The sequence below is a fragment of the Enterobacter sp. MGH 38 genome, assembly GCF_000492855.1.
In the GTDB taxonomy this organism is placed as follows: Bacteria; Pseudomonadota; Gammaproteobacteria; order Enterobacterales; family Enterobacteriaceae; genus Enterobacter; species Enterobacter hormaechei_C.
This window is the reverse complement of record NZ_KI535607.1, coordinates 1001253-1021579: the sequence shown is the minus strand read 5'-3', so window position 1 is coordinate 1021579 and position 20327 is coordinate 1001253. Positions and strand designations below refer to the sequence as shown.

17 protein-coding genes, 2 tRNA genes, 1 rRNA gene and 2 other annotated features are annotated in these 20327 nt (G+C 57.0%); of the genes, 12 read left to right on the top strand and 8 right to left on the bottom strand.

Features of this window, described 5'->3' with window-relative positions; all coding sequences use genetic code 11:
- Window positions 1–16: 16 nt before the first annotated feature.
- Window positions 17–381 (top strand) — a sequence feature (23S ribosomal RNA rRNA prediction is too short).
- A gap of 9 nt (window positions 382–390) precedes the next feature.
- Window positions 391–1263 (top strand) — a sequence feature (23S ribosomal RNA rRNA prediction is too short).
- 82 nt (window positions 1264–1345) lie between these two features.
- The 3 genes from rrf to L384_RS16060 all read left to right on the top strand — a co-directional run bounded on the left by rrf (window position 1346) and on the right by L384_RS16060 (window position 1721).
- Window positions 1346–1461 (top strand): 5S ribosomal RNA (rrf, locus tag L384_RS16050).
- Between the two features lie 55 nt (window positions 1462–1516).
- Window positions 1517–1593 (top strand) — tRNA-Asp (locus L384_RS16055).
- Between the two features lie 52 nt (window positions 1594–1645).
- Window positions 1646–1721, top strand: a tRNA-Trp gene (locus tag L384_RS16060).
- A 100-nt stretch (window positions 1722–1821) separates the two neighbouring features.
- On the opposite strand, the gene hdfR is transcribed toward L384_RS16060, so the two are convergent.
- Window positions 1822–2643 carry an HTH-type transcriptional regulator HdfR gene (hdfR, locus tag L384_RS16065; protein WP_003860190.1) on the bottom strand — a complete coding sequence of 274 codons (822 nt, stop codon included), beginning with the start codon at window positions 2641–2643 and terminating at the stop codon, window positions 1822–1824.
- 118 nt (window positions 2644–2761) lie between these two features.
- On the opposite strand from hdfR, the gene L384_RS16070 reads away from it, so the two are divergent.
- Complete coding sequence (locus tag L384_RS16070) at window positions 2762–3100, top strand: MaoP family protein (RefSeq protein ID WP_006808641.1); 339 nt, start codon at window positions 2762–2764, stop codon at window positions 3098–3100.
- A 28-nt stretch (window positions 3101–3128) separates the two neighbouring features.
- On the opposite strand, the gene L384_RS16075 is transcribed toward L384_RS16070, so the two are convergent.
- Window positions 3129–4649: a YifB family Mg chelatase-like AAA ATPase gene (locus L384_RS16075; protein WP_023323881.1), complete on the bottom strand. Its 1521-nt coding sequence runs from the start codon at window positions 4647–4649 to the stop codon at window positions 3129–3131.
- A gap of 340 nt (window positions 4650–4989) precedes the next feature.
- Between L384_RS16075 and ilvL the strand changes: the two genes are divergently transcribed.
- From ilvL to ilvA, 7 genes are all read left to right on the top strand, one after another.
- On the top strand, window positions 4990–5088 hold the full coding sequence (ilvL, locus tag L384_RS21730; RefSeq protein ID WP_001311244.1) for an ilv operon leader peptide: 99 nt from the start codon (window positions 4990–4992) through the stop codon (window positions 5086–5088).
- A gap of 86 nt (window positions 5089–5174) precedes the next feature.
- Window positions 5175–5225 carry a peptide IlvX gene (ilvX, locus tag L384_RS22695; RefSeq protein WP_166792073.1) on the top strand — a complete coding sequence of 17 codons (51 nt, stop codon included), beginning with the start codon at window positions 5175–5177 and terminating at the stop codon, window positions 5223–5225.
- A 2-nt stretch (window positions 5226–5227) separates the two neighbouring features.
- Complete coding sequence (gene ilvG / locus L384_RS16080) at window positions 5228–6874, top strand: acetolactate synthase 2 catalytic subunit (protein ID WP_023323880.1); 1647 nt, start codon at window positions 5228–5230, stop codon at window positions 6872–6874.
- Window positions 6871–7134 carry an acetolactate synthase 2 small subunit gene (gene ilvM / locus L384_RS16085; RefSeq protein ID WP_003860184.1) on the top strand — a complete coding sequence of 88 codons (264 nt, stop codon included), beginning with the start codon at window positions 6871–6873 and terminating at the stop codon, window positions 7132–7134. The genes ilvG and ilvM overlap by 4 nt, the downstream gene beginning before the upstream one ends.
- Window positions 7135–7152: 18 nt before the next feature.
- Window positions 7153–8082 (top strand): branched-chain-amino-acid transaminase, encoded by a 930-nt coding sequence (gene ilvE / locus L384_RS16090; RefSeq protein WP_023323879.1) that lies wholly within the window; start codon window positions 7153–7155, stop codon window positions 8080–8082.
- Window positions 8083–8142: 60 nt separating this feature from the next.
- Window positions 8143–9993 (top strand): dihydroxy-acid dehydratase, encoded by a 1851-nt coding sequence (ilvD, locus tag L384_RS16095; RefSeq protein WP_008501574.1) that lies wholly within the window; start codon window positions 8143–8145, stop codon window positions 9991–9993.
- 2 nt (window positions 9994–9995) lie between these two features.
- Window positions 9996–11540 (top strand): threonine ammonia-lyase, biosynthetic, encoded by a 1545-nt coding sequence (ilvA, locus tag L384_RS16100; RefSeq protein WP_032608562.1) that lies wholly within the window; start codon window positions 9996–9998, stop codon window positions 11538–11540.
- Here ilvA and ilvY read toward each other — a convergent pair.
- Complete coding sequence (gene ilvY, locus L384_RS16105) at window positions 11537–12427, bottom strand: HTH-type transcriptional activator IlvY (protein WP_022652050.1); 891 nt, start codon at window positions 12425–12427, stop codon at window positions 11537–11539. The two genes, ilvA and ilvY, sit on opposite strands and share 4 nt — an antisense overlap.
- A gap of 152 nt (window positions 12428–12579) precedes the next feature.
- Here ilvY and ilvC point away from each other — a divergent pair, with 152 nt between their 5' ends.
- Complete coding sequence (gene ilvC / locus L384_RS16110; RefSeq protein ID WP_006808634.1) at window positions 12580–14055, top strand: ketol-acid reductoisomerase; 1476 nt, start codon at window positions 12580–12582, stop codon at window positions 14053–14055.
- A gap of 38 nt (window positions 14056–14093) precedes the next feature.
- On the opposite strand, the gene trmL is transcribed toward ilvC, so the two are convergent.
- The 5 genes from trmL to lldP all read right to left on the bottom strand — a co-directional run bounded on the left by trmL (window position 14094) and on the right by lldP (window position 19743).
- A complete protein-coding gene (gene trmL / locus L384_RS16115; RefSeq protein WP_003860178.1) occupies window positions 14094–14567 on the bottom strand; it encodes a tRNA (uridine(34)/cytosine(34)/5-carboxymethylaminomethyluridine(34)-2'-O)-methyltransferase TrmL in 474 nt (157 codons plus the stop codon).
- Window positions 14568–14612: 45 nt separating this feature from the next.
- The gene (locus L384_RS16120; protein WP_023323877.1) at window positions 14613–15953 is read right to left on the bottom strand and encodes an MFS transporter; all 1341 of its coding nucleotides are present in this window, start codon (window positions 15951–15953) and stop codon (window positions 14613–14615) included.
- 180 nt (window positions 15954–16133) lie between these two features.
- Window positions 16134–17321 carry a quinone-dependent L-lactate dehydrogenase gene (gene lldD, locus L384_RS16125; protein WP_006808631.1) on the bottom strand — a complete coding sequence of 396 codons (1188 nt, stop codon included), beginning with the start codon at window positions 17319–17321 and terminating at the stop codon, window positions 16134–16136.
- On the bottom strand, window positions 17318–18091 hold the full coding sequence (gene lldR / locus L384_RS16130; protein ID WP_006808630.1) for a transcriptional regulator LldR: 774 nt from the start codon (window positions 18089–18091) through the stop codon (window positions 17318–17320). Before lldR ends, lldD begins: the two co-directional genes overlap by 4 nt.
- Window positions 18088–19743 (bottom strand): L-lactate permease, encoded by a 1656-nt coding sequence (gene lldP / locus L384_RS16135; protein ID WP_003860175.1) that lies wholly within the window; start codon window positions 19741–19743, stop codon window positions 18088–18090. Before lldP ends, lldR begins: the two co-directional genes overlap by 4 nt.
- Window positions 19744–20327: the final 584 nt, after the last annotated feature.

Genomic DNA, 20327 nt, shown 5'->3' with positions numbered 1-20327 from the left:
AGAGAATACCAAGGCGCTTGAGAGAACTCGGGTGAAGGAACTAGGCAAAATGGTGCCGTAACTTCGGGAGAAGGCACGCTGATAGGTAGGTGAAGTCCCTGCGGACGGAGCTGAAATCAGTCGAAGATACCAGCTGGCTGCAACTGTTTATTAAAAACACAGCACTGTGCAAACACGAAAGTGGACGTATACGGTGTGACGCCTGCCCGGTGCCGGAAGGTTAATTGATGGGGTTAGCGGCAACGCGAAGCTCTTGATCGAAGCCCCGGTAAACGGCGGCCGTAACTATAACGGTCCTAAGGTAGCGAAATTCCTTGTCGGGTAAGTTCCGACCTGCACGAATGGCGTAATGATGGCCAGGCTGTCTCCACCCGAGACTCAGTGAAATTGAACTCGCTGTGAAGATGCAGTGTACCCGCGGCAAGACGGAAAGACCCCGTGAACCTTTACTATAGCTTGACACTGAACACTGGTCCTTGATGTGTAGGATAGGTGGGAGGCTTTGAAGCGTGGACGCCAGTCTGCGTGGAGCCATCCTTGAAATACCACCCTTTAATGGCTGGTGTTCTAACGTAGACCCGTGATCCGGGTTGCGGACAGTGTCTGGTGGGTAGTTTGACTGGGGCGGTCTCCTCCCAAAGAGTAACGGAGGAGCACGAAGGTTGGCTAATCCTGGTCGGACATCAGGAGGTTAGTGCAATGGCATAAGCCAGCTTGACTGCGAGCGTGACGGCGCGAGCAGGTGCGAAAGCAGGTCATAGTGATCCGGTGGTTCTGAATGGAAGGGCCATCGCTCAACGGATAAAAGGTACTCCGGGGATAACAGGCTGATACCGCCCAAGAGTTCATATCGACGGCGGTGTTTGGCACCTCGATGTCGGCTCATCACATCCTGGGGCTGAAGTAGGTCCCAAGGGTATGGCTGTTCGCCATTTAAAGTGGTACGCGAGCTGGGTTTAGAACGTCGTGAGACAGTTCGGTCCCTATCTGCCGTGGGCGCTGGAGAATTGAGGGGGGCTGCTCCTAGTACGAGAGGACCGGAGTGGACGCATCACTGGTGTTCGGGTTGTCATGCCAATGGCACTGCCCGGTAGCTAAATGCGGAAGAGATAAGTGCTGAAAGCATCTAAGCACGAAACTTGCCCCGAGATGAGTTCTCCCTGAGACTTTAAGTCTCCTGAAGGAACGTTGAAGACGACGACGTTGATAGGTCGGGTGTGTAAGCGCAGCGATGCGTTGAGCTAACCGATACTAATGAACCGTGAGGCTTAACCTTACAACGCCGAAGCTGTTTTGGCGAAGAGACAGACACGATTTTCAGCCTGATACAGATTAACAGAATTTGCCTGGCGGCTTTAGCGCGGTGGTCCCACCTGACCCCATGCCGAACTCAGAAGTGAAACGCCGTAGCGCCGATGGTAGTGTGGGGTCTCCCCATGTGAGAGTAGGGAACTGCCAGGCATCAAATTAAGTAGTAAGCCGGTGCATTAATCCGGTGGTTACAGAAGTATTCGGTGGAGCGGTAGTTCAGTCGGTTAGAATACCTGCCTGTCACGCAGGGGGTCGCGGGTTCGAGTCCCGTCCGTTCCGCCACTTATTAAGACATTAAGCCTGCCCTTTCGGCAGGCTTAATGTCAAAAACTTTAGGGGCGTAGCTCAGTTGGTAGAGCACCGGTCTCCAAAACCGGGTGTCGCGAGTTCGAGTCTCTCCGCCCCTGCCATATAGAATCCTTTGCTTCGGCAAAGGATTTTTTTTTGCCTGCAAAACAGCTCAACACCTTCCTGAAGAATAAGCAGCCTGCGTTTCCGCAGGCTTTTGCGTTAATCCAGTATGCTGGTTTTTAACAGATCTTTTATCTGCGACTGCTTATCGCTGTTTTGCAGCCAAATGGCATACAGCGGCCTGGAGAGAGTTGTCGAATCGGTGACAACATGGAGTGCGGGTTTATTATCCGCCCAGCGAACAGGTAACCATGTACAGCCTTTCAATGCGGGAAGATGCTGGCATGCGATCTCCGCAGAGCTTGTCGTGAGTTGCGGGATATCATCGCTGGCAATTAACCCCGTCTCGTGCTGCTGAAAATCAGGCCCCCATTCCAGGCGTAAATAATTCAGGTCGGCCTTCATCATTGCAGGCTCGGATGCATAGAGCGCCAGGCTAAACTGTCCAACAATCTGGCTGCTAAATTCGTCCATCTTGGGCGCTTCTGTGGTGATCAGGAGATCAAGCTGCCGCTCGTGGAGTTGCTTAACCAGCGACTGGCGTTGCGCAATCCTCGCCTCAAATTGCAGATGGTTGTGTGAGCGATATAGCCGCATAAGCCACTGGCTGAGCATGCATTCCCATAGTGAAGCGCTGGCACCGATCGAGAATTCATTATGCCGGGAGGTGTGCGCAACCTCCTTCCGCGCTGCCTGCCAGGTATTCATCAGGGTTTCTGCATAAGGCAATAGCTTTTCACCGGCCGGGGTTAAACGAATATTGTTGCGATGGCGGGTAAAAAGGTTCACACCCAGTTGATTTTCCAGCTGTCGAATACGAAAACTGACTGCTGACTGCGTCAAGTAGAGGGCTTCAGCTGCTCGCCCAAAGTGTCGCGTTCTGCTCACTTCGAGGAAAGTTTTTAGCAATTCCGTATCCACATCTTTCTCCGCAAAATTATTTGTCGTTATGATTTAAATGTTTTGTTTTACACTCTGTCAAGCGTAACTAATACTCCGCGCCATAAATAGCTCGGCCAAAGAATTAGGAGCGTGTAGGATGGCGGAAAGCTTTACGACGACTAATCGTTTTTTCGACAATAAACATTATCCGCGCGGGTTCTCTCGTCACGGCGATTTCACTATCAAAGAAGCTCAACTTCTTGAGCGCCATGGTTATGCCTTTAACGAGCTGGATCTGGGTAAACGTGAACCGGCAACCGAAGATGAAAAACAGTTTGTCTCTGTTTGTCGTGGTGAGCGTGAGCCGCAATCTGATGCAGAACGTGTATGGATCAAGTATATGGCTCGCATTAAGCGTCCTAAGCGTTTCCATACGCTGTCTGGCGGCAAGCCGCAGATGGAAGGTGCAGAAGACTACACCGAGTCTGACGATTAAGAAGAGAAGGGGCTACGGCCCCTTTTTTTTACGCCAGCATTTTTTGCAGATGCAACAGCAGCCGATCGATCGCACGGTAACTTAATGCCTCCTGCAAATGCCGCCTCTCTATTCCGGGGCAGCCCTCCACGTCGGCGACCGTGCGCGCAACTTTCAACAAACGCTGCCACGCGCGAATGGATAGCCCAAACCGCGTCAGTGTCTCTTCCAGCCAGCCTGCATCTTCAGCGTTGAGAGAACAAAACTGTCGGATCCCGCTGTTATCCAGCCGGGCATTCAGCCTGTTCTGACGAGCATACTGCCGCGCCTGCGCCGCAATAACCCGTTCACGCACAGCTGCTGAGCTTTCGCCTTTGATACCGGTTTGCCTCAGCAGACCGGGCGGGGGCAGGGGGATCTCGAGAGATAAATCAAAACGGTCGAGGAAGGGGCCGGACAGCTTACTCAGATAGCGCAGTGTCTGCTCCGGCGTACAGCGGTTATGATTGCCCTGATAATGACCCGTAGGGCTAGGGTTCATCGCGGCGACCAGCTGAAACTGCGCAGGGTAGCTTATTTTGGCCCGTGTACGAGACAAATGGATTTCACCGGATTCAATCGGCTCCCGCAATGCATCCAGCACGCGGCGTTCAAACTCTGGCAATTCATCCAGAAACAGAATGCCGTTGTGCGCCAGTGAGATTTCACCCGGCCCGGGGATCGAACCCCCGCCCACCATCGCGGTAAGAGACGCACTGTGGTGTGGAGAGCGGAAAGGACGGCGGCGCCACTGTTTATGCAGCGACGTAGAACTGACCAGGCTAAATATCGCGGCGCTTTCCAGCGCTTCGTGATTATTGAGGGGTGGCAACAGGCCGCTCAATCTGCTCGCCAGCATCGTTTTCCCCGTGCCTGGCGGACCTATCAGTAACAGGTTATGCCCACCCGCGGCCGTTATCTCTAACGCCCGTTTACCCTGTTCCTGACCCATAATATCGCTGAGATCCTCGGGCGAATCTGGCGCCACCTCGTCATTCTCCTGCGGCTCGGCAAGCTCGTGTCGGCCTTCCAGCCAGGCGCAAACCTCCTGCAAATGTCCCGCGACAAGACATCCCTTTTCGGCGATAAGGCTTACTTCAGAGGCATTTTCATTGGCCACAATGATTTGTCTTCCCGCGCGTATGGCTTCAAGCGCACCCGAGATTGCTCCGGGAACGCCTCTTAACGCGCCTGTAAGCGCTAATTCACCCACGAACTCGCACGAGCTTAGCCCTGGCGTATTGAGCTGTTCAGAAGCCGCGAGAAGCGCTATAGCAATAGGTAAATCATATCGCCCTCCCTCCTTTGGCAAATCGGCGGGCGCAAGGTTGATGGTGATCTTCTTCGCCGGAAAAGCATAACCGCTATTAATAATTGCGCTGCGCACGCGATCCCTCGCCTCTTTAACGGTCGTTTCTGGTAAGCCGACCAGCGTCAGTCCGGGCAGTCCATTACTTAAATGAACCTCTACAGAAATAAGCGGTGCCTTCACGCCGATGGCCGCGCGTGTATAAACAACTGACAGTGACATAAGCCCTCCTTGGCGGTGACTATGCCAGCATCATTTTTTCCTGTTTAGCACTAATTCACTGAATTACGGCGCTCGTTCCAGCCTTTTAGCGGCAAAATGTAATCCTTACATGTCGGTGGAATCGGCCTCGCAGAAAAGAAATCATGCGCGCCTTGCCTGATGAAACAGGACAAAAAAATGAAAAATCTTCATTTCTATTTTTTCCCTATATAAAACAACGATTTTGAAAGAAATAGTTCGCATGCTACAGATATAGGTCATAAAAAAATCTTGTGTCAGATGAAATATCTGTGGTAACTCTTTAGGTATTCCTTCGAACAAGATGCAAAAAGAACTGAAAATGACAGCCCTTCTACGAGTGATTAGCCTGGTCGTGATTAGCGTGGTGGTGATTATTATCCCACCGTGCGGGGCTGCACTTGGACGAGGAAAGGCTTAGAAATCAAGCCTTAACGAACTAAGACCCCCGCACCGAAAGGTCCGGGGGTTTTTTTATGACTAAAAAACTTAAATGAGGAGCAGAGAATGACGACTAGCACAAAATTCTGTTTCTCCAGATTTATGACGGGGAACTAACTATGAATGGGGCACAATGGGTAGTACATGCGTTGCGCGCGCAGGGAGTCGAAACCGTATTCGGTTATCCGGGTGGCGCAATTATGCCGATTTACGATGCACTGTATGACGGCGGCGTGGAACACCTCTTGTGCCGACACGAGCAGGGCGCAGCGATGGCCGCCATCGGTTATGCCCGTGCGACCGGTAAAACCGGTGTCTGTATGGCCACCTCAGGTCCCGGCGCAACGAACCTGATCACCGGCCTGGCTGACGCGCTGCTCGACTCCGTACCCGTGGTGGCGATCACCGGACAGGTTGCCTCTCCGTTCATCGGCACCGATGCCTTCCAGGAAGTGGATGTGCTCGGTTTATCGCTGGCCTGTACCAAACACAGCTTCCTCGTTCAGTCTCTCGAAGAGCTGCCGCGGGTGATGGCCGAAGCGTTCGAGGTTGCCAGCTCTGGCCGTCCTGGCCCGGTTCTGGTTGATATCCCGAAAGATATCCAGGTTGCACTCGGCGATCTGGAACCGCATTTCTCTACCGTGAAAAGCGATGATGCGTTCCCGCATGCACAGGTGGAAGAGGCGCGTCAGATGATGGTGCAGGCCAAACAACCGATGCTGTACGTTGGTGGTGGCGTAGGTATGGCGCAGGCGGCTCCTGCCCTGCGCGAATTTATCGCGGCAACGCAAATGCCTGCCACCTGCACGCTGAAAGGGTTGGGTGCGGTAGATGCTGATTACCCCTACTATCTGGGCATGCTGGGGATGCATGGTACCAAAGCGGCAAACCTGGCGGTGCAGGAGTGTGACCTGCTCATCGCCGTCGGCGCCCGTTTTGACGACCGCGTCACCGGCAAACTGAACACCTTCGCGCCAAACGCCAAAGTGATCCATATGGACATCGACCCGGCGGAGATGAACAAACTGCGTCAGGCGCATGTCGCGTTGCAGGGCGATCTTAACGCGCTGTTACCGGCCCTGGAGCAGCCGCTGGATATTAACCCATGGCGTCAGCACACCGCCGATATGCGCGCTGAACACGCCTGGCGTTACGACCACCCCGGCGAGGCCATCTACGCGCCGCTGCTGTTGAAGCAGTTGTCCGACCGTAAGCCCGCCGACAGCGTGGTGACGACCGATGTCGGCCAGCATCAGATGTGGTCTGCCCAGCACATGACCTACACCCGTCCGGAAAACTTCATCACGTCCAGCGGGTTAGGGACGATGGGCTTCGGTCTGCCAGCCGCCGTTGGTGCACAGGTTGCCCGCCCGAACGATACCGTTATCTGTATCTCCGGTGACGGCTCCTTCATGATGAACGTTCAGGAGCTCGGCACCGTGAAGCGCAAGCAGTTACCGTTGAAGATCGTGTTGCTCGATAACCAGCGTTTAGGGATGGTTCGCCAGTGGCAACAGCTGTTCTTCCAGGAACGTTACAGTGAAACCACCCTGACCGATAACCCCGATTTCCTCACCCTGGCCAGCGCCTTCGGCATTCCTGGCCAGCACATCACCCGTAAAGACCAGGTTGAAGCGGCACTCGACACCATGCTGTCAAGCGAAGGGCCATACCTGCTTCATGTCTCAATCGATGAGCTTGAGAACGTCTGGCCGTTGGTACCGCCCGGTGCCAGTAACTCACAAATGCTGGAGAAATTATCATGATGCAACATCAGGTCGCCGTGCAGGCTCGCTTCAACCCGGAAACGTTAGAACGCGTTTTGCGCGTGGTGCGTCATCGTGGTTTTCAGATTTGCTCTATGAATATGGAAACGGCCACCGACGCGCAAAACATCAGTATCGAATTAACCGTTGCCAGCCCGCGGCCGGTCGACTTACTGTTTAGTCAGTTATCAAAACTGGTAGACGTTGCCCATGTTGCCATCTGCCAGAGCACAACCACATCACAACAAATCCGCGCTTAAGCGTGACAGGACGAAAAAATGACGACAAAAAAAGCTGATTACATTTGGTTCAATGGTGAGATGGTTCGCTGGGAAGACGCGAAAGTTCACGTGATGTCCCACGCGCTGCACTACGGCACCTCCGTGTTTGAAGGGATCCGTTGCTACGACTCTCACAAAGGACCAGTGGTGTTCCGCCACCGTGAACACATGCAGCGTCTGCATGACTCAGCCAAAATTTATCGTTTCCCGGTCTCCCAAAGCGTTGATGAGTTGATGGAAGCCTGCCGCGAGGTGATTCGCCAGAACAAACTGACCAGCGCCTATATTCGTCCGCTGGTCTTCGTGGGTGATGTCGGCATGGGCGTCAACCCGCCCGCTGGCTATAACACCGATGTGATTATTGCTGCGTTCCCGTGGGGCGCCTACCTGGGCGCGGAAGCACTGGATCAGGGGATCGACGCAATGGTTTCTTCCTGGAACCGCGTGGCGCCAAACACTATCCCGACTGCGGCTAAAGCGGGCGGTAACTACCTGTCCTCACTGCTGGTCGGCAGCGAAGCGCGCCGTCACGGTTACCAGGAAGGTATCGCGCTGGATGTGAATGGCTACATCTCCGAAGGTGCGGGCGAAAACCTGTTTGAAGTAAAAGACGGAATTCTGTTCACCCCGCCGTTTACCTCGTCCGCGCTGCCAGGCATCACCCGTGACGCCATCATCAAGCTGGCAAAAGATCTGGGTATCGAAGTGCGCGAGCAGGTGCTATCCCGCGAATCCCTGTACCTGGCTGACGAAGTGTTTATGTCCGGTACCGCGGCTGAAATTACGCCGGTGCGTAGCGTCGATGGCATTCAGGTGGGCGAAGGCCGCTGTGGCCCGGTGACCAAACGCATTCAGCAAGCGTTCTTTGGCCTCTTCACCGGCGAGACAGAAGATAAATACGGCTGGTTGGATCAGGTTAATAACTAAATATAAATGTGGGACGGCACGCACCGTCCCATTAAATAGTCAGACGGGAGTAAATAAAGCATGCCTAAGTATCGTTCAGCCACCACCACCCACGGCCGTAATATGGCGGGTGCCCGCGCACTGTGGCGCGCCACCGGAATGACCGACGCCGATTTCGGCAAGCCAATTATCGCCGTGGTGAACTCCTTCACCCAGTTTGTGCCGGGCCACGTACACCTGCGCGATCTCGGTAAGCTGGTTGCCGAGCAAATCGAAGCCTCCGGCGGCGTGGCGAAAGAGTTCAACACCATTGCGGTGGATGACGGTATCGCAATGGGCCACGGAGGGATGCTCTATTCGCTGCCGTCGCGCGAGCTGATCGCCGACTCGGTGGAGTATATGGTTAACGCCCACTGCGCCGATGCGATGGTCTGTATCTCCAACTGCGACAAAATCACCCCGGGGATGCTGATGGCCTCCCTGCGTCTGAACATTCCGGTGATCTTCGTTTCCGGCGGCCCGATGGAAGCGGGGAAAACCAAGCTTTCCGACAAAATCATCAAGCTCGACCTGGTCGATGCGATGATCCAGGGCGCGGACCCGAAAGTCTCTGACGAGCAGAGCGACCAGGTGGAACGCTCCGCGTGCCCGACCTGCGGCTCCTGTTCCGGGATGTTCACCGCCAACTCCATGAACTGCCTGACCGAAGCGCTGGGCCTTTCTCAGCCGGGCAACGGCTCGCTGCTGGCGACCCACGCCGACCGTAAACAGCTGTTCCTTAACGCGGGCAAGCGCATCGTTGAGCTGACCAAACGCTACTACGAGCAGGACGATGCCAGCGCGCTGCCGCGCAACATCGCCAGTAAAGCGGCGTTCGAAAACGCCATGACGCTGGATATCGCCATGGGCGGTTCCACCAACACCGTTCTGCACCTGCTGGCCGCCGCGCAGGAAGCTGAAATCGACTTCACCATGAGCGACATCGACAAGCTCTCCCGCAAAGTGCCGCAGCTGTGTAAAGTCGCGCCGAGTACCCAGAAGTACCACATGGAAGATGTCCACCGTGCGGGTGGCGTGATTGGTATTCTCGGCGAGCTGGATCGCGCCGGGCTGCTGAACCGCGACGTGAAAAACGTGCTCGGCCTGACGCTGCCGGAGTCGCTGGAGCAGTACGACGTGATGCTGACCAAAGACGACGCGGTGAAAAACATGTATCGCGCCGGTCCGGCGGGCATCCGTACCACCCAGGCGTTCTCGCAGGATTGCCGCTGGGACACGCTGGATGACGATCGCGCCGAAGGCTGCATTCGCTCGCTGGAACATGCCTACAGCAAAGACGGCGGTTTGGCCGTGCTGTACGGTAACTTCGCAGAAAATGGCTGCATTGTGAAAACCGCAGGCGTGGACGACAGCATCCTGAAATTTACCGGCCCGGCAAAAGTGTATGAAAGCCAGGACGAAGCGGTAGACGCTATCCTCGGCGGCAAAGTGGTGGAAGGCGACGTGGTGGTCATTCGCTACGAAGGGCCGAAAGGCGGTCCGGGCATGCAGGAGATGCTCTACCCGACCACCTTCCTGAAATCGATGGGCCTCGGCAAAGCCTGCGCGCTGATCACCGATGGTCGTTTCTCTGGCGGCACGTCAGGCCTCTCCATTGGCCACGTCTCGCCAGAAGCGGCAAGCGGCGGCAATATCGCGATCATCGAAGATGGCGACCTGATCGAAATCGACATTCCGAACCGCGGCATTCAGCTGAAGCTGAGTGACCAGGAGATTGCGGCCCGTCGTGAGGCGCAGGAAGCCCGCGGCGACAAAGCCTGGACGCCGAAAGATCGTCAGCGTGAAGTCTCCTTCGCCCTGCGCGCTTACGCGAGTCTTGCCACCAGTGCAGATAAAGGCGCGGTGCGCGATAAATCTAAACTGGGGGGCTAATGATGGCCGAGTCACAACCCTTATCCGCCGCCCCTGAGGGGGCGGAATACCTGAGAGCGGTGCTACGCGCGCCGGTCTATGAAGCCGTGCAGGTCACGCCCCTGCAAAAAATGGAAAAACTCTCCTCGCGCCTCGACAACGTCATTCTGGTGAAGCGTGAAGACAGGCAGCCGGTGCACAGCTTCAAGCTGCGCGGAGCCTACGCGATGATGGCCGGGCTGACGGACGAGCAGAAAGCGCGCGGGGTGATTACCGCGTCGGCGGGCAACCACGCGCAGGGCGTGGCGTTTTCCTCGGCGCGTCTGGGGCTGAAGGCGCTGATCGTGATGCCGGTTGCTACCGCAGACATCAAGGTCGACGCGGTGCGCGGTTTCGGCGGAGAAGTCTTGCTCCACGGGGCTAACTTTGACGAAGCCAAAGCCAAAGCGATTGAGCTGGCGCAGCAGCAGGGGTTCACCTGGGTGCCGCCGTTCGACCACCCGATGGTGATTGCCGGGCAGGGTACGCTGGCGCTGGAACTGTTGCAGCAGGACGCCCATCTCGACCGCGTTTTCGTCCCGGTGGGCGGCGGTGGCTTAGCCGCAGGTGTGGCGGTGCTGATCAAACAGCTGATGCCGCAGATCAAAGTGATTGCGGTTGAAGCGGAAGACTCTGCCTGCCTGAAGGCGGCGCTGGACGCGGGACATCCGGTAGATCTGCCGCGCGTCGGGCTGTTCGCCGAGGGCGTGGCGGTGAAGCGCATTGGCGACGAAACGTTCCGCCTGTGCCAGGAGTATCTCGACGATATCGTCACCGTCGACAGCGACGCTATCTGCGCGGCGATGAAAGATCTGTTCGAAGACGTGCGTGCGGTGGCGGAACCCTCCGGCGCGCTGGCGCTGGCGGGGATGAAGAAATACATCGCCCAGCACAACATTCGCGGCGAGCGTCTGGCGCACGTGCTTTCCGGCGCCAATGTGAACTTCCACGGCCTGCGCTACGTGTCCGAACGCTGCGAGCTCGGCGAACAGCGTGAAGCCCTGCTGGCGGTGACCATTCCGGAAGAGAAGGGCAGCTTCCTGAAGTTCTGCCAGCTGCTGGGCGGCCGTTCGGTAACGGAGTTCAACTACCGCTTTGCCGACGCCAAAGATGCCTGCATTTTTGTCGGCGTGCGTCTGAGCCGTGGCGTGGAGGAGCGCAAAGAGATCCTCAGCCTGCTGCACGACGGCGGCTACAGCGTGGTCGATCTCTCTGACGATGAGATGGCGAAGCTGCACGTGCGTTACATGGTCGGCGGCCGTCCTTCCAAGCCGCTGAAGGAACGCCTGTTCAGCTTCGAGTTCCCGGAATCACCGGGCGCGCTGCTCAAGTTCCTGCACACGCTCGGCACGCACTGGAACATCTCCCTGTTCCACTACCGCAGCCACGGCACCGACTACGGGCGCGTGCTGGCGGCGTTCGAACTGGGCGAGCACGAGCCGGATTTCGAAACGCGCCTGAACGAACTGGGCTATGAATGTCATGACGAAACCCATAACCCGGCTTTCAGGTTCTTTCTGGCTGGCTAGTGGTTCGGCAATATCGTCCAGAACGCATCAATAAGCGGCTCATGCAGCCGCTTTTTTTGTGCGCACACGCCCAGCTCAAACGGCGTTTTCTCATCGCTGCGTTCTAAAATCATCACGCGATTGCGCACCGGTTCCGGGCTGTTTTCCAGCACCACTTCCGGCAGCAGCGCCACGCCGCAGCCAAGCGCCACCATCGACACCATCGCCTCATGGCCGCTGACGGTAGCGTAAATCGACGGGTTGCTGATTTTCTGACGGCGGAACCACAGCTCGATGCGGCGGCGCACCGGCCCCTGATCGGCCATGATAAACGGCACCGTCGACCAGTCCGGTTTTTCTACCGAGACCTGGTTACGCACCGGGCAGGGCAGCGCCGGGGCAATCAGCACCACCGCCAGATTCTCCAGCATCGAGAACGCCACCGCCCCCGGCAGGGTTTCCGGTTTCCCGGCAATCGCGAGATCCGCTTCGCCCGTGACCACTTTTTCCATCGCGTCGGCGGCATCGCCGGTGGTGAGCTTAATTTCAACCGACGGATGTTCCGCGCGGAAGCGGTCAAGAATGGGGGGAAGATGGCTGTAGGCAGCGGTCACGGAACAGAAAATATGCAGCTCGCCGGAAAGCGACGGCCCCTGCTGGTCGATGGTGTGCCGCAGCTGCTGATACTGCAACAAGGTTTGCTGGGCAAAGATGCGCAGCTCTTCGCCGGCTTCCGTGAGGGTGACGGTGCGGTTATCGCGCACGAACAGCGGCTGGCCGAGGTCTTCCTCAAGGCGCTGGATCTGGCGCGAAAGCGTGGACGGGCTGACGTGCATCGCCCGGGCGCTGCGGCCAAAGTGACGGCTTTCCGCCAGGTGCAGGAACATTTTCAGATCGCGTAAATCCACCGATTCCACTCCCTCTTTTTACATTGCATAAATTGCAATGTGACGTTGTGAATATATCAATTTCCGCAATAAATTTCCTGTTGTAATGTGGGTACATTGTCGCTGAAAGGCGAACCGAACAATAAGACACACAACATCACGAGGTATCACCCATGGCTAACTACTTTAATACACTGAACTTGCGCCAGCAGCTGGCGCAGCTGGGCAAATGCCGCTTCATGGCGCGCGATGAATTTGCTGATGGCGCGAGCTACCTTCAGGGTAAAAAAGTGGTCATTGTCGGCTGTGGCGCACAGGGTCTGAACCAGGGCCTGAACATGCGTGACTCCGGGCTGGATATCTCCTACGCCCTGCGCAAAGAAGCGATTGCCGAGAAGCGCGCTTCATGGCGTAAAGCGACCGAAAACGGCTTCAAAGTGGGCACCTACGAAGAGCTGATCCCGCAGGCGGATCTGGTGGTGAACCTGACGCCGGACAAGCAGCACTCTGACGTTGTGCGTTCCGTACAGCCGCTGATGAAAGACGGCGCCGCGCTGGGTTACTCCCACGGCTTCAACATCGTTGAAGTGGGCGAGCAGATCCGTAAAGACATCACCGTGGTGATGGTGGCGCCGAAGTGCCCGGGCACCGAAGTGCGTGAAGAGTACAAACGTGGCTTCGGCGTACCGACGCTGATCGCCGTTCACCCGGAAAACGATCCGAAAGGCGAAGGCATGGCGATTGCCAAAGCCTGGGCAGCGGCCACCGGCGGCCATCGTGCGGGCGTACTGGAATCTTCCTTCGTTGCGGAAGTGAAATCTGACCTGATGGGCGAGCAGACTATCCTGTGCGGCATGCTCCAGGCTGGCTCTCTGCTGTGCTTCGACAAGCTGGTGGAGGAAGGCACCGATCCGGCATACGCTGAAAAACTGATTCAGTTCGGCTGGGAAACCATCACCGAAGCGCTGAAGCAGGGCGGCATTACGCTGATGATGGACCGTCTGTCCAACCCGGCAAAACTGCGCGCGTTCGCACTCTCTGAACAGCTGAAAACCATCATGGCGCCGCTGTTCCAGAAACATATGGACGACATCATCTCCGGCGAGTTCTCCTCCGGCATGATGGCAGACTGGGCGAACGACGATAAGAAACTGCTGACCTGGCGTGAAGAGACCGGTAAAACCGCGTTCGAAACCGCACCACAGTACGACGGCAAGATCACCGAGCAGGAGTACTTCGATAAAGGCGTCCTGATGATTGCGATGGTGAAAGCAGGCGTTGAGCTGGCGTTCGAAACTATGGTGGATTCCGGCATCATTGAAGAGTCTGCGTACTACGAATCGCTGCACGAGCTGCCGCTGATCGCAAACACCATCGCCCGTAAGCGTCTGTATGAGATGAACGTGGTGATCTCCGATACCGCCGAGTACGGTAACTACCTGTTCTCTTACGCCTGCGTACCGCTGCTGAAAGAGTTCATGACCACCCTGCAAGCGGGCGATCTGGGCCAGGCGATTGCGGAAGGTGCGGTTGATAACGCGCAGCTGCGTGACGTTAACGAAGCGATCCGCAGCCACGAAATCGAGAAAGTGGGCCAGAAACTGCGTGGCTACATGACCGATATGAAACGTATCGCGGTAGCAGGCTAAACACGATGAATCGGGTGGCGCAAGCCACCCGAACTGTTTTAGCTACGCAGTATCGCGCCGGGATAACCCAGCTGGCGCCACGCCTCATACACCACCACCGACACCGCATTCGACAGGTTCATGCTGCGGCTGTCCGGCATCATCGGAATACGAATTTTCTGCTCGGCTGGCAGGGCATCCAGAATGGTGGCCGGCAGGCCGCGGGTTTCCGGACCAAACATCAGATAATCCCCGTCCTGATAGCTTACGGCGCTGTGCGCTGGCGTGCCTTTGGTAGTCAGGGCGAACATGCGCTGTGGTTTTTCGGATCCCAGAAACGCGGCGTAATCGTGATGACGAACGACGGCGGTAAACTCATGGTAGTCCAGCCCCGCGCGGCGCAGACGTTTGTCGTCCCACGTAAAGCCCATCGGCTCAATGATGTGCAGACGAAAACCGGTGTTGGCGCACAGGCGGATAATATTGCCGGTGTTCGGCGGAATTTCTGGTTCGAATAAGACGATGTTAAGCATGCTGCCCCCTTAATTGCGGGGGCAGAATAGCAGAAAAGAGAGGGACTAGGCGACGCCCGGCTCCTGCGCGCGGCTATACAGCATTTTGTAGACGGTTGCCGCCGCGGCCACGAGAGCAGGCACGCTGAGGATCATTAAAATACTGTCTGCCTGCCACTGCATGGAAAGAAGCTGGGCGCTGGTCATGGTGCCCGCCACGCCGCCGAAGCGGCCGATCCCCTGCATCCAGGCGATACCCGTCGCGCGGCACTCGGTAGGGTAAAAGGTGGCGGCCAGGGTCTGCATGCCCGACTGCGCGCCGTTCATCGCGATCCCCATCAGGAAAATTAACCCGCCAAACAGGGCGATATGGTTATGCTCAATGCCGAGTAAAAGAATCAGGCCCATCGTCAGCACGAAACCACACGCGACCACCTTGTGCGCTTCCCAGCGATCCATCATCCAGCCCGCGAGCAAAATGCCAGCGGTGCCGCCGAAGGTGAACAGCGAGGTGAGCCAGGCGGATTCCGCCAGCGCATACCCCATCCCCTGCATCAGCGTCGGCATCCAGCTCAGCAGGACGTAATAAATCACCAGTCCCATAAAGTAGGTGACCCACAGCATCAGGGTGCCGGGCAGCCAGGGCATGGAAAACAGCTGCGACACGCTGCCTTTTTTCGACGCGACTTTCTCCTCTGTCAGGAAAAAGCCCGTGACGCTATCCAGCGTGCTGCGGGCGAACCGGCTGGCGATGCGGCGAACCTGGGCGATGTCTTTCCCGCGCTGCACCAGAAACTTCACCGACTCCGGCAACAGCAGCGCCAGCAGCACCGTTAAAATCAGCGGCGCAATCGCGCCGGTCAGCAGCACGCTTCGCCAGCCATGGTGAGGGATAAGCCAGGACGAGATCGCCCCGCCGCCCGCCGCACCCAGCGTAAAGCCGCAGTACATGGTGTTAATTGCCATGGCGCGGCAGCGCTGGGGGGCAAACTCTGAGATCAGCGTGATGGCGTTAGGCATCGCGGCGCCCAGCCCGAGACCGGTCAGAAATCGCCATAGCGTCAGGGTATTCAGACTTTGCGCCCAGGCCGTGCCCAGGCTCGCCAGGCCGAAGAAGAGACACGAAAAGACCAGCACGCGCTTGCGTCCCATCCGGTCCGATACCGGACCTGCAATCAGGGCTCCCAGCGACAGCCCCAGCAGCGCCGCACTCAGCACCGGCCCCAGATCCTGTTTATGTATTCCCCACTCCGTCGACAGCGTAGGCGCAATGTAACCCATCGCTGCGGTATCAAACCCATCGATCGCCAGCACCAGAAAGCCCAGCACAATAAGAAGCCAGTGAAACCCTGAAAAAGGACTTTCATCGATCACCTGCTGAATATCCACCCGACCTGAATACGTCATACGTTCCCCTCCGATGTGATGTTGTTTTTGTGTTCTTGTATTTGCTTGTCTATACAATTGCGGAGGGGCGGGGTGTGTCAAATTTTCTTATCAAGAATGTTACGCAGGTGTTATTTTCGACAAAAAAAGCGCCCGAGGGGAAAGTCGGGCGCGGAAGAAGGGGAGGCTAACCGGGGAAGATCAGGCCGCGTTTCCTTGGGAAAGAGGGGCCAGCGCCGCAGGCAGCTTACTGAGCTCCTGCACCAGAGAGTCTTTGCTGATTTCGCTAATCGACTTCGCCCCGGTCAGGGTCATCGCTACTTTCATCTCTTTCTCGATCAGGTTCAGCAGATTCGCCACGCCCGCCTGGCCGCTGGTGGCCAGCGCGTACAGGTAAGCACGGCCCAGCAGCACGCTGTCGGCGCCGAGCGCAATCATGCGCACCACGTCCAGCCCGTTACGGATGCCGCTATCGGCCAGGATCGCAATATCGCCTTTCACCGCATCGGCAATGGCCGGCAGGGCGCGGGCGGAGGAGAGCACCCCATCAAGCTGGCGGCCACCATGGTTAGAGACCACGATCCCATCGGCGCCAAAACGCACCGCGTCGCGGGCATCTTCCGGGTCGAGGATCCCTTTGATCACCATCGGGCCGTCCCAGAATTCGCGGATCCACTCCAGGTCTTTCCAGGAGATCGACGGATCGAAATTGTTCGCCAGCCAGCCAATGTAGTCCTCCAGCCCGGTCGGTTTACCCAGGTAGGCCGAAATATTGCCCAGATCGTGCGGACGGCCGTTCAACCCGACATCCCACGCCCACTGCGGGTGCGTCACCGCCTGCCAGTAACGGCGCAGGGCCGCGTTAGGGCCGCTCATGCCGGAGTGGGCGTCGCGGTAGCGCGCGCCGGGGGTCGGCATGTCGACGGTAAAGACCAGGGTTGAGCAGCCCGCCGCTTTGGCGCGCTCCAGCGCGTTGCGCATAAAACCGCGATCGCGCAGGACGTACAGCTGGAACCACATCGGGCGCTTGATGGTCGGGGCGACTTCTTCAATCGGGCAGACGGACACGGTGGAAAGGGTAAACGGAATGCCTTTGGCATCTGCGGCGGCGGCGGCCTGCACTTCACCGCGACGGGCATACATGCCACATAAACCGACGGGCGCAAGCGCTACCGGCATGGAGAGCGTCTCGTTAAACAGCTTCGTCTCAAGGCTCAGGTCAGACATATTTTTCAGCACGCGCTGGCGCAGGGCCACTTCCGACAGGTCCTCCACGTTGCGGCGCAGGGTATATTCGGCGTACGCCCCGCCGTCAATGTAGTGGAACAGGAATGGCGGCAAAATGCGCTGTGCCGCGGCGCGATAGTCACTGGCTGCGGAAATAATCATGCTTTGTTCTCCCTGGAAATATCACTCTCGCCAGGCAGACGGGTAATACGCGCCTGTCGGGCCTGATCTTCATCGAATCGTTTAATGGTGGTATGCACGAAGCCGAGATGCGCCATCATCGCCTTGCGCGCGGCCTCGGCATCACCGGCCAGAATGGCGTTGAGCACCGCCTCGTGCTGTTCGGTCAGCTGGGCAAATACCGGCGGGACCAGATACATGCGCTGGCGACTCTGCTTCACGGAGGATTGCAGCAGGTCGAAGAACCCGCGCATGGTTTGCAGCAGCACCACGTTGTGCGAGGCCTCGGCAATCGCCAGATGGAACCGCACGTCCGCCTGGGAGGCGATGTCCGGGTCGCTGCTTTGCGTGGCTTCAAAACAGGCTTTGAGCTTCTCTTTGTCGGCGTCGGTTGCCCGCATCGCCGCGTGCCACGCGGTGCTGGTTTCGATGGCGTGACGCGCTTCGAGGATGTCGAAGCTGTAGTCCGGGTCGTTTTCCATCAGCGTCTTCAGCGGCTGCACGATGTTTTGTTCGGACCAGTCGTCATGCTGCCAGCGCACGAAGGTGCCGCCGCCGCGACGGCTCAGCAGCACCCCTTCGCTGACCAGCGTCGCCAGCGCCTCGCGCAGTGAGTTGCGCGACACGCCAAGCTGAGCGGCAAGCTGACGCTCGGCGGGCAATCTCATGCCCGCTTCCAGCTGTTGTTCTTCTATCAGCGCCCGTACGCGAGTGGCAATCTCGTCGGACAGGCGTCTGGGCATCACTATCATGGAATCATCCAGGTTAAGACATAGGCCTGCAATGTGGTGATCACGCCCACCATGCAGGTAAATATCAGGCTGTGTTTAACGGTAAAGCGGAACAGATCCGACTCTTTGCCTACCAGCCCCACCGCAGCACAGGCAATGGCGATGGACTGCGGTGAGATCATCTTCCCGGTCACGCCGCCGGTGGTGTTCGCGGCGACCAGCAGCACGTCCGAGACGCCAATCTGCTGCGCGGCCGTGGCCTGTAGGGCAGCAAACAGGGCGTTAGATGACGTATCTGAACCGGTCAGGAACACCCCCAGCCAGCCGAGGAACGGCGAGAAGAAGGTAAACGCGTGGCCGGTATGCGCCAGCGCTAACGCCAGCGTCGACGACAGGCCGGAGTAATTCGAAATAAACGCGAACGCCAGCACCATGCCGATGGAGTAAATCGGCAGCATCAGCTCTTTAATCGTCGCCGCAAAGGTCTGTACCGCGGCGGCAGGCTTCATGCGCAGCCACACAACGGAAAGGATAGCGGCAAACAGGATGGCCGTACCGGTGGCTGAGAACCAGTCGAACTTAAACACTGCCGCATACGGCGTGGCGTCGTGCACCACCGGCGGCATACGGGCGACCATTTTGTCGAGGAACGGCACGGAGATATTAATCACCATGTCGTACAGCGCGCCGCCCGGGGCGAACAGGGCTTTAAACGGCGGAATGCTCCACAGCGTCACGGTGGCGGTCAGGAACAGGAACGGTGACCACGCGCGCACAATCTGTCCGGCGGTATAGCCGGTGCGCGCCAGCGTCTGATCCACGTGCGATGCGCCCATGTCAGCAAAGCGGAAGATACGTACCGGCTGCCAGCGTTTCAGGAACAGCGTCAGGCAGACCAGCGACACCAGGGAAGAGATGATGTCCGGCAGTTCCGGGCCGAGGAAGTTGGAGCTGAGATACTGGGCAATGGCGAACGAACCGCCCGCTACCATCACCGCAGGCCAGGTCTCCTTCACGCCGCGCCAGCCGTCCATAATCGCCATGATCCAGAACAGCACGATAATGGTCAGGAACGGCAGCTGGCGGCCCACCATCTGGCCGATCTCGAAGCTGTCCAGCCCGGTCACCTGGCCCGCCACCAGAATCGGAATGCCCATCGCGCCAAACGCCACCGGGGCGGTGTTCACAATCAGGCACAGGCCAGCGGCATACAGCGGATTAAAGCCCAGCCCGACCAGCAGAGCGGCGGTGATCGCCACCGGCGCGCCAAATCCTGCCGCCCCTTCAAGGAACGCCCCGAAGGAGAAACCGACAATCAGCATCTGTAAACGCTGGTCCGGTGTAATAGAGAGAATCGACGAGCGAATAATGTCGAACTGCCCGGTTTTCACCGAGATTTTGTAGACAAAGACAGCGGCGATGATGATCCACGCAATCGGCCACAGGCCGTAGAAGAAACCATACACCACAGAGGCCAGCGCGCGATCGACCGGCATTTTATAGAAGAACAGCGCCACCAGCAGGGCGATGGCAACGGTGTACGTTGCGGCAAGGTAGCCCTTCAGCTTGAGCTTTATCAGCGCAAAGAAGAAGAACAGGATCGGTAGCGATGCGATCAGGCTCGACAGCCAGATATTCCCGGCCGGATCGTAGTTTTGTTGCCAGAGGCTCATGCAGGTCTCCTGAGGACCACACAGGTGTTCGTCGGGTGAGTCTCTGCTCATCTCAGCGTCACACTTAGTGTAAAAGTGGTCCTTCCAATATTGTGATGTAGGGTTAATGGCAATAAATGGTTAACCAAGTGTTGCTATTCAGCAATGCTTTTGTGAAGTGGAGCATCGAAACTGTGAACGATGGATAGCTTTACGCATGATTGGTAGGACCAAAACCGCAAGTTCAACTCACCGCGTGCGTTGGGAGCGGTAGTCAGGTGGAGGGCATTACATTCGCCTTTTGAGCAGATACGGCGCGTAAAAGAGGTTGAATAAAATGGGTATGTGATAATATTGCGTGAATCAAATGAGGTTTGTTTGTTTTATTTATGTTTTTGAAAATCTGTATATGTGTGATCAGAGTGATATATTTCCTATAAATAAAAAATTTTTTTGGTTAAAAATGCGAAATCGAAGCTGTAGCAAAAAATTTTAATTAAGGTAAATTTCACATATAGATTTTAACAGTGTATTACAAACGATCAATTGCTGATCGATAAGGAAATATCCTGTTTAACCGTGATTTTTCAGGATAAAGTGAAAGA

Excerpts from the sequence above, each read along its gene's own strand:
- L384_RS16070 (WP_006808641.1), top strand. The coding sequence starts at position 2,762 with ATGGCGGAAAGCTTTACGACGACTAATCGTTTTTTCGACAATAAACAT.
- L384_RS16075 (WP_023323881.1), bottom strand. The coding sequence starts at position 4,649 with ATGTCACTGTCAGTTGTTTATACACGCGCGGCCATCGGCGTGAAGGCA.
- ilvL (WP_001311244.1), top strand. The coding sequence starts at position 4,990 with ATGACAGCCCTTCTACGAGTGATTAGCCTGGTCGTGATTAGCGTGGTG.
- ilvG (WP_023323880.1), top strand. The coding sequence starts at position 5,228 with ATGAATGGGGCACAATGGGTAGTACATGCGTTGCGCGCGCAGGGAGTC.
- ilvM (WP_003860184.1), top strand. The coding sequence starts at position 6,871 with ATGATGCAACATCAGGTCGCCGTGCAGGCTCGCTTCAACCCGGAAACG.
- ilvE (WP_023323879.1), top strand. The coding sequence starts at position 7,153 with ATGACGACAAAAAAAGCTGATTACATTTGGTTCAATGGTGAGATGGTT.
- ilvD (WP_008501574.1), top strand. The coding sequence starts at position 8,143 with ATGCCTAAGTATCGTTCAGCCACCACCACCCACGGCCGTAATATGGCG.
- ilvA (WP_032608562.1), top strand. The coding sequence starts at position 9,996 with ATGGCCGAGTCACAACCCTTATCCGCCGCCCCTGAGGGGGCGGAATAC.
- ilvC (WP_006808634.1), top strand. The coding sequence starts at position 12,580 with ATGGCTAACTACTTTAATACACTGAACTTGCGCCAGCAGCTGGCGCAG.
- trmL (WP_003860178.1), bottom strand. The coding sequence starts at position 14,567 with ATGCTTAACATCGTCTTATTCGAACCAGAAATTCCGCCGAACACCGGC.
- L384_RS16120 (WP_023323877.1), bottom strand. The coding sequence starts at position 15,953 with ATGACGTATTCAGGTCGGGTGGATATTCAGCAGGTGATCGATGAAAGT.
- lldD (WP_006808631.1), bottom strand. The coding sequence starts at position 17,321 with ATGATTATTTCCGCAGCCAGTGACTATCGCGCCGCGGCACAGCGCATT.
- lldR (WP_006808630.1), bottom strand. The coding sequence starts at position 18,091 with ATGATAGTGATGCCCAGACGCCTGTCCGACGAGATTGCCACTCGCGTA.
- lldP (WP_003860175.1), bottom strand. The coding sequence starts at position 19,743 with ATGAGCCTCTGGCAACAAAACTACGATCCGGCCGGGAATATCTGGCTG.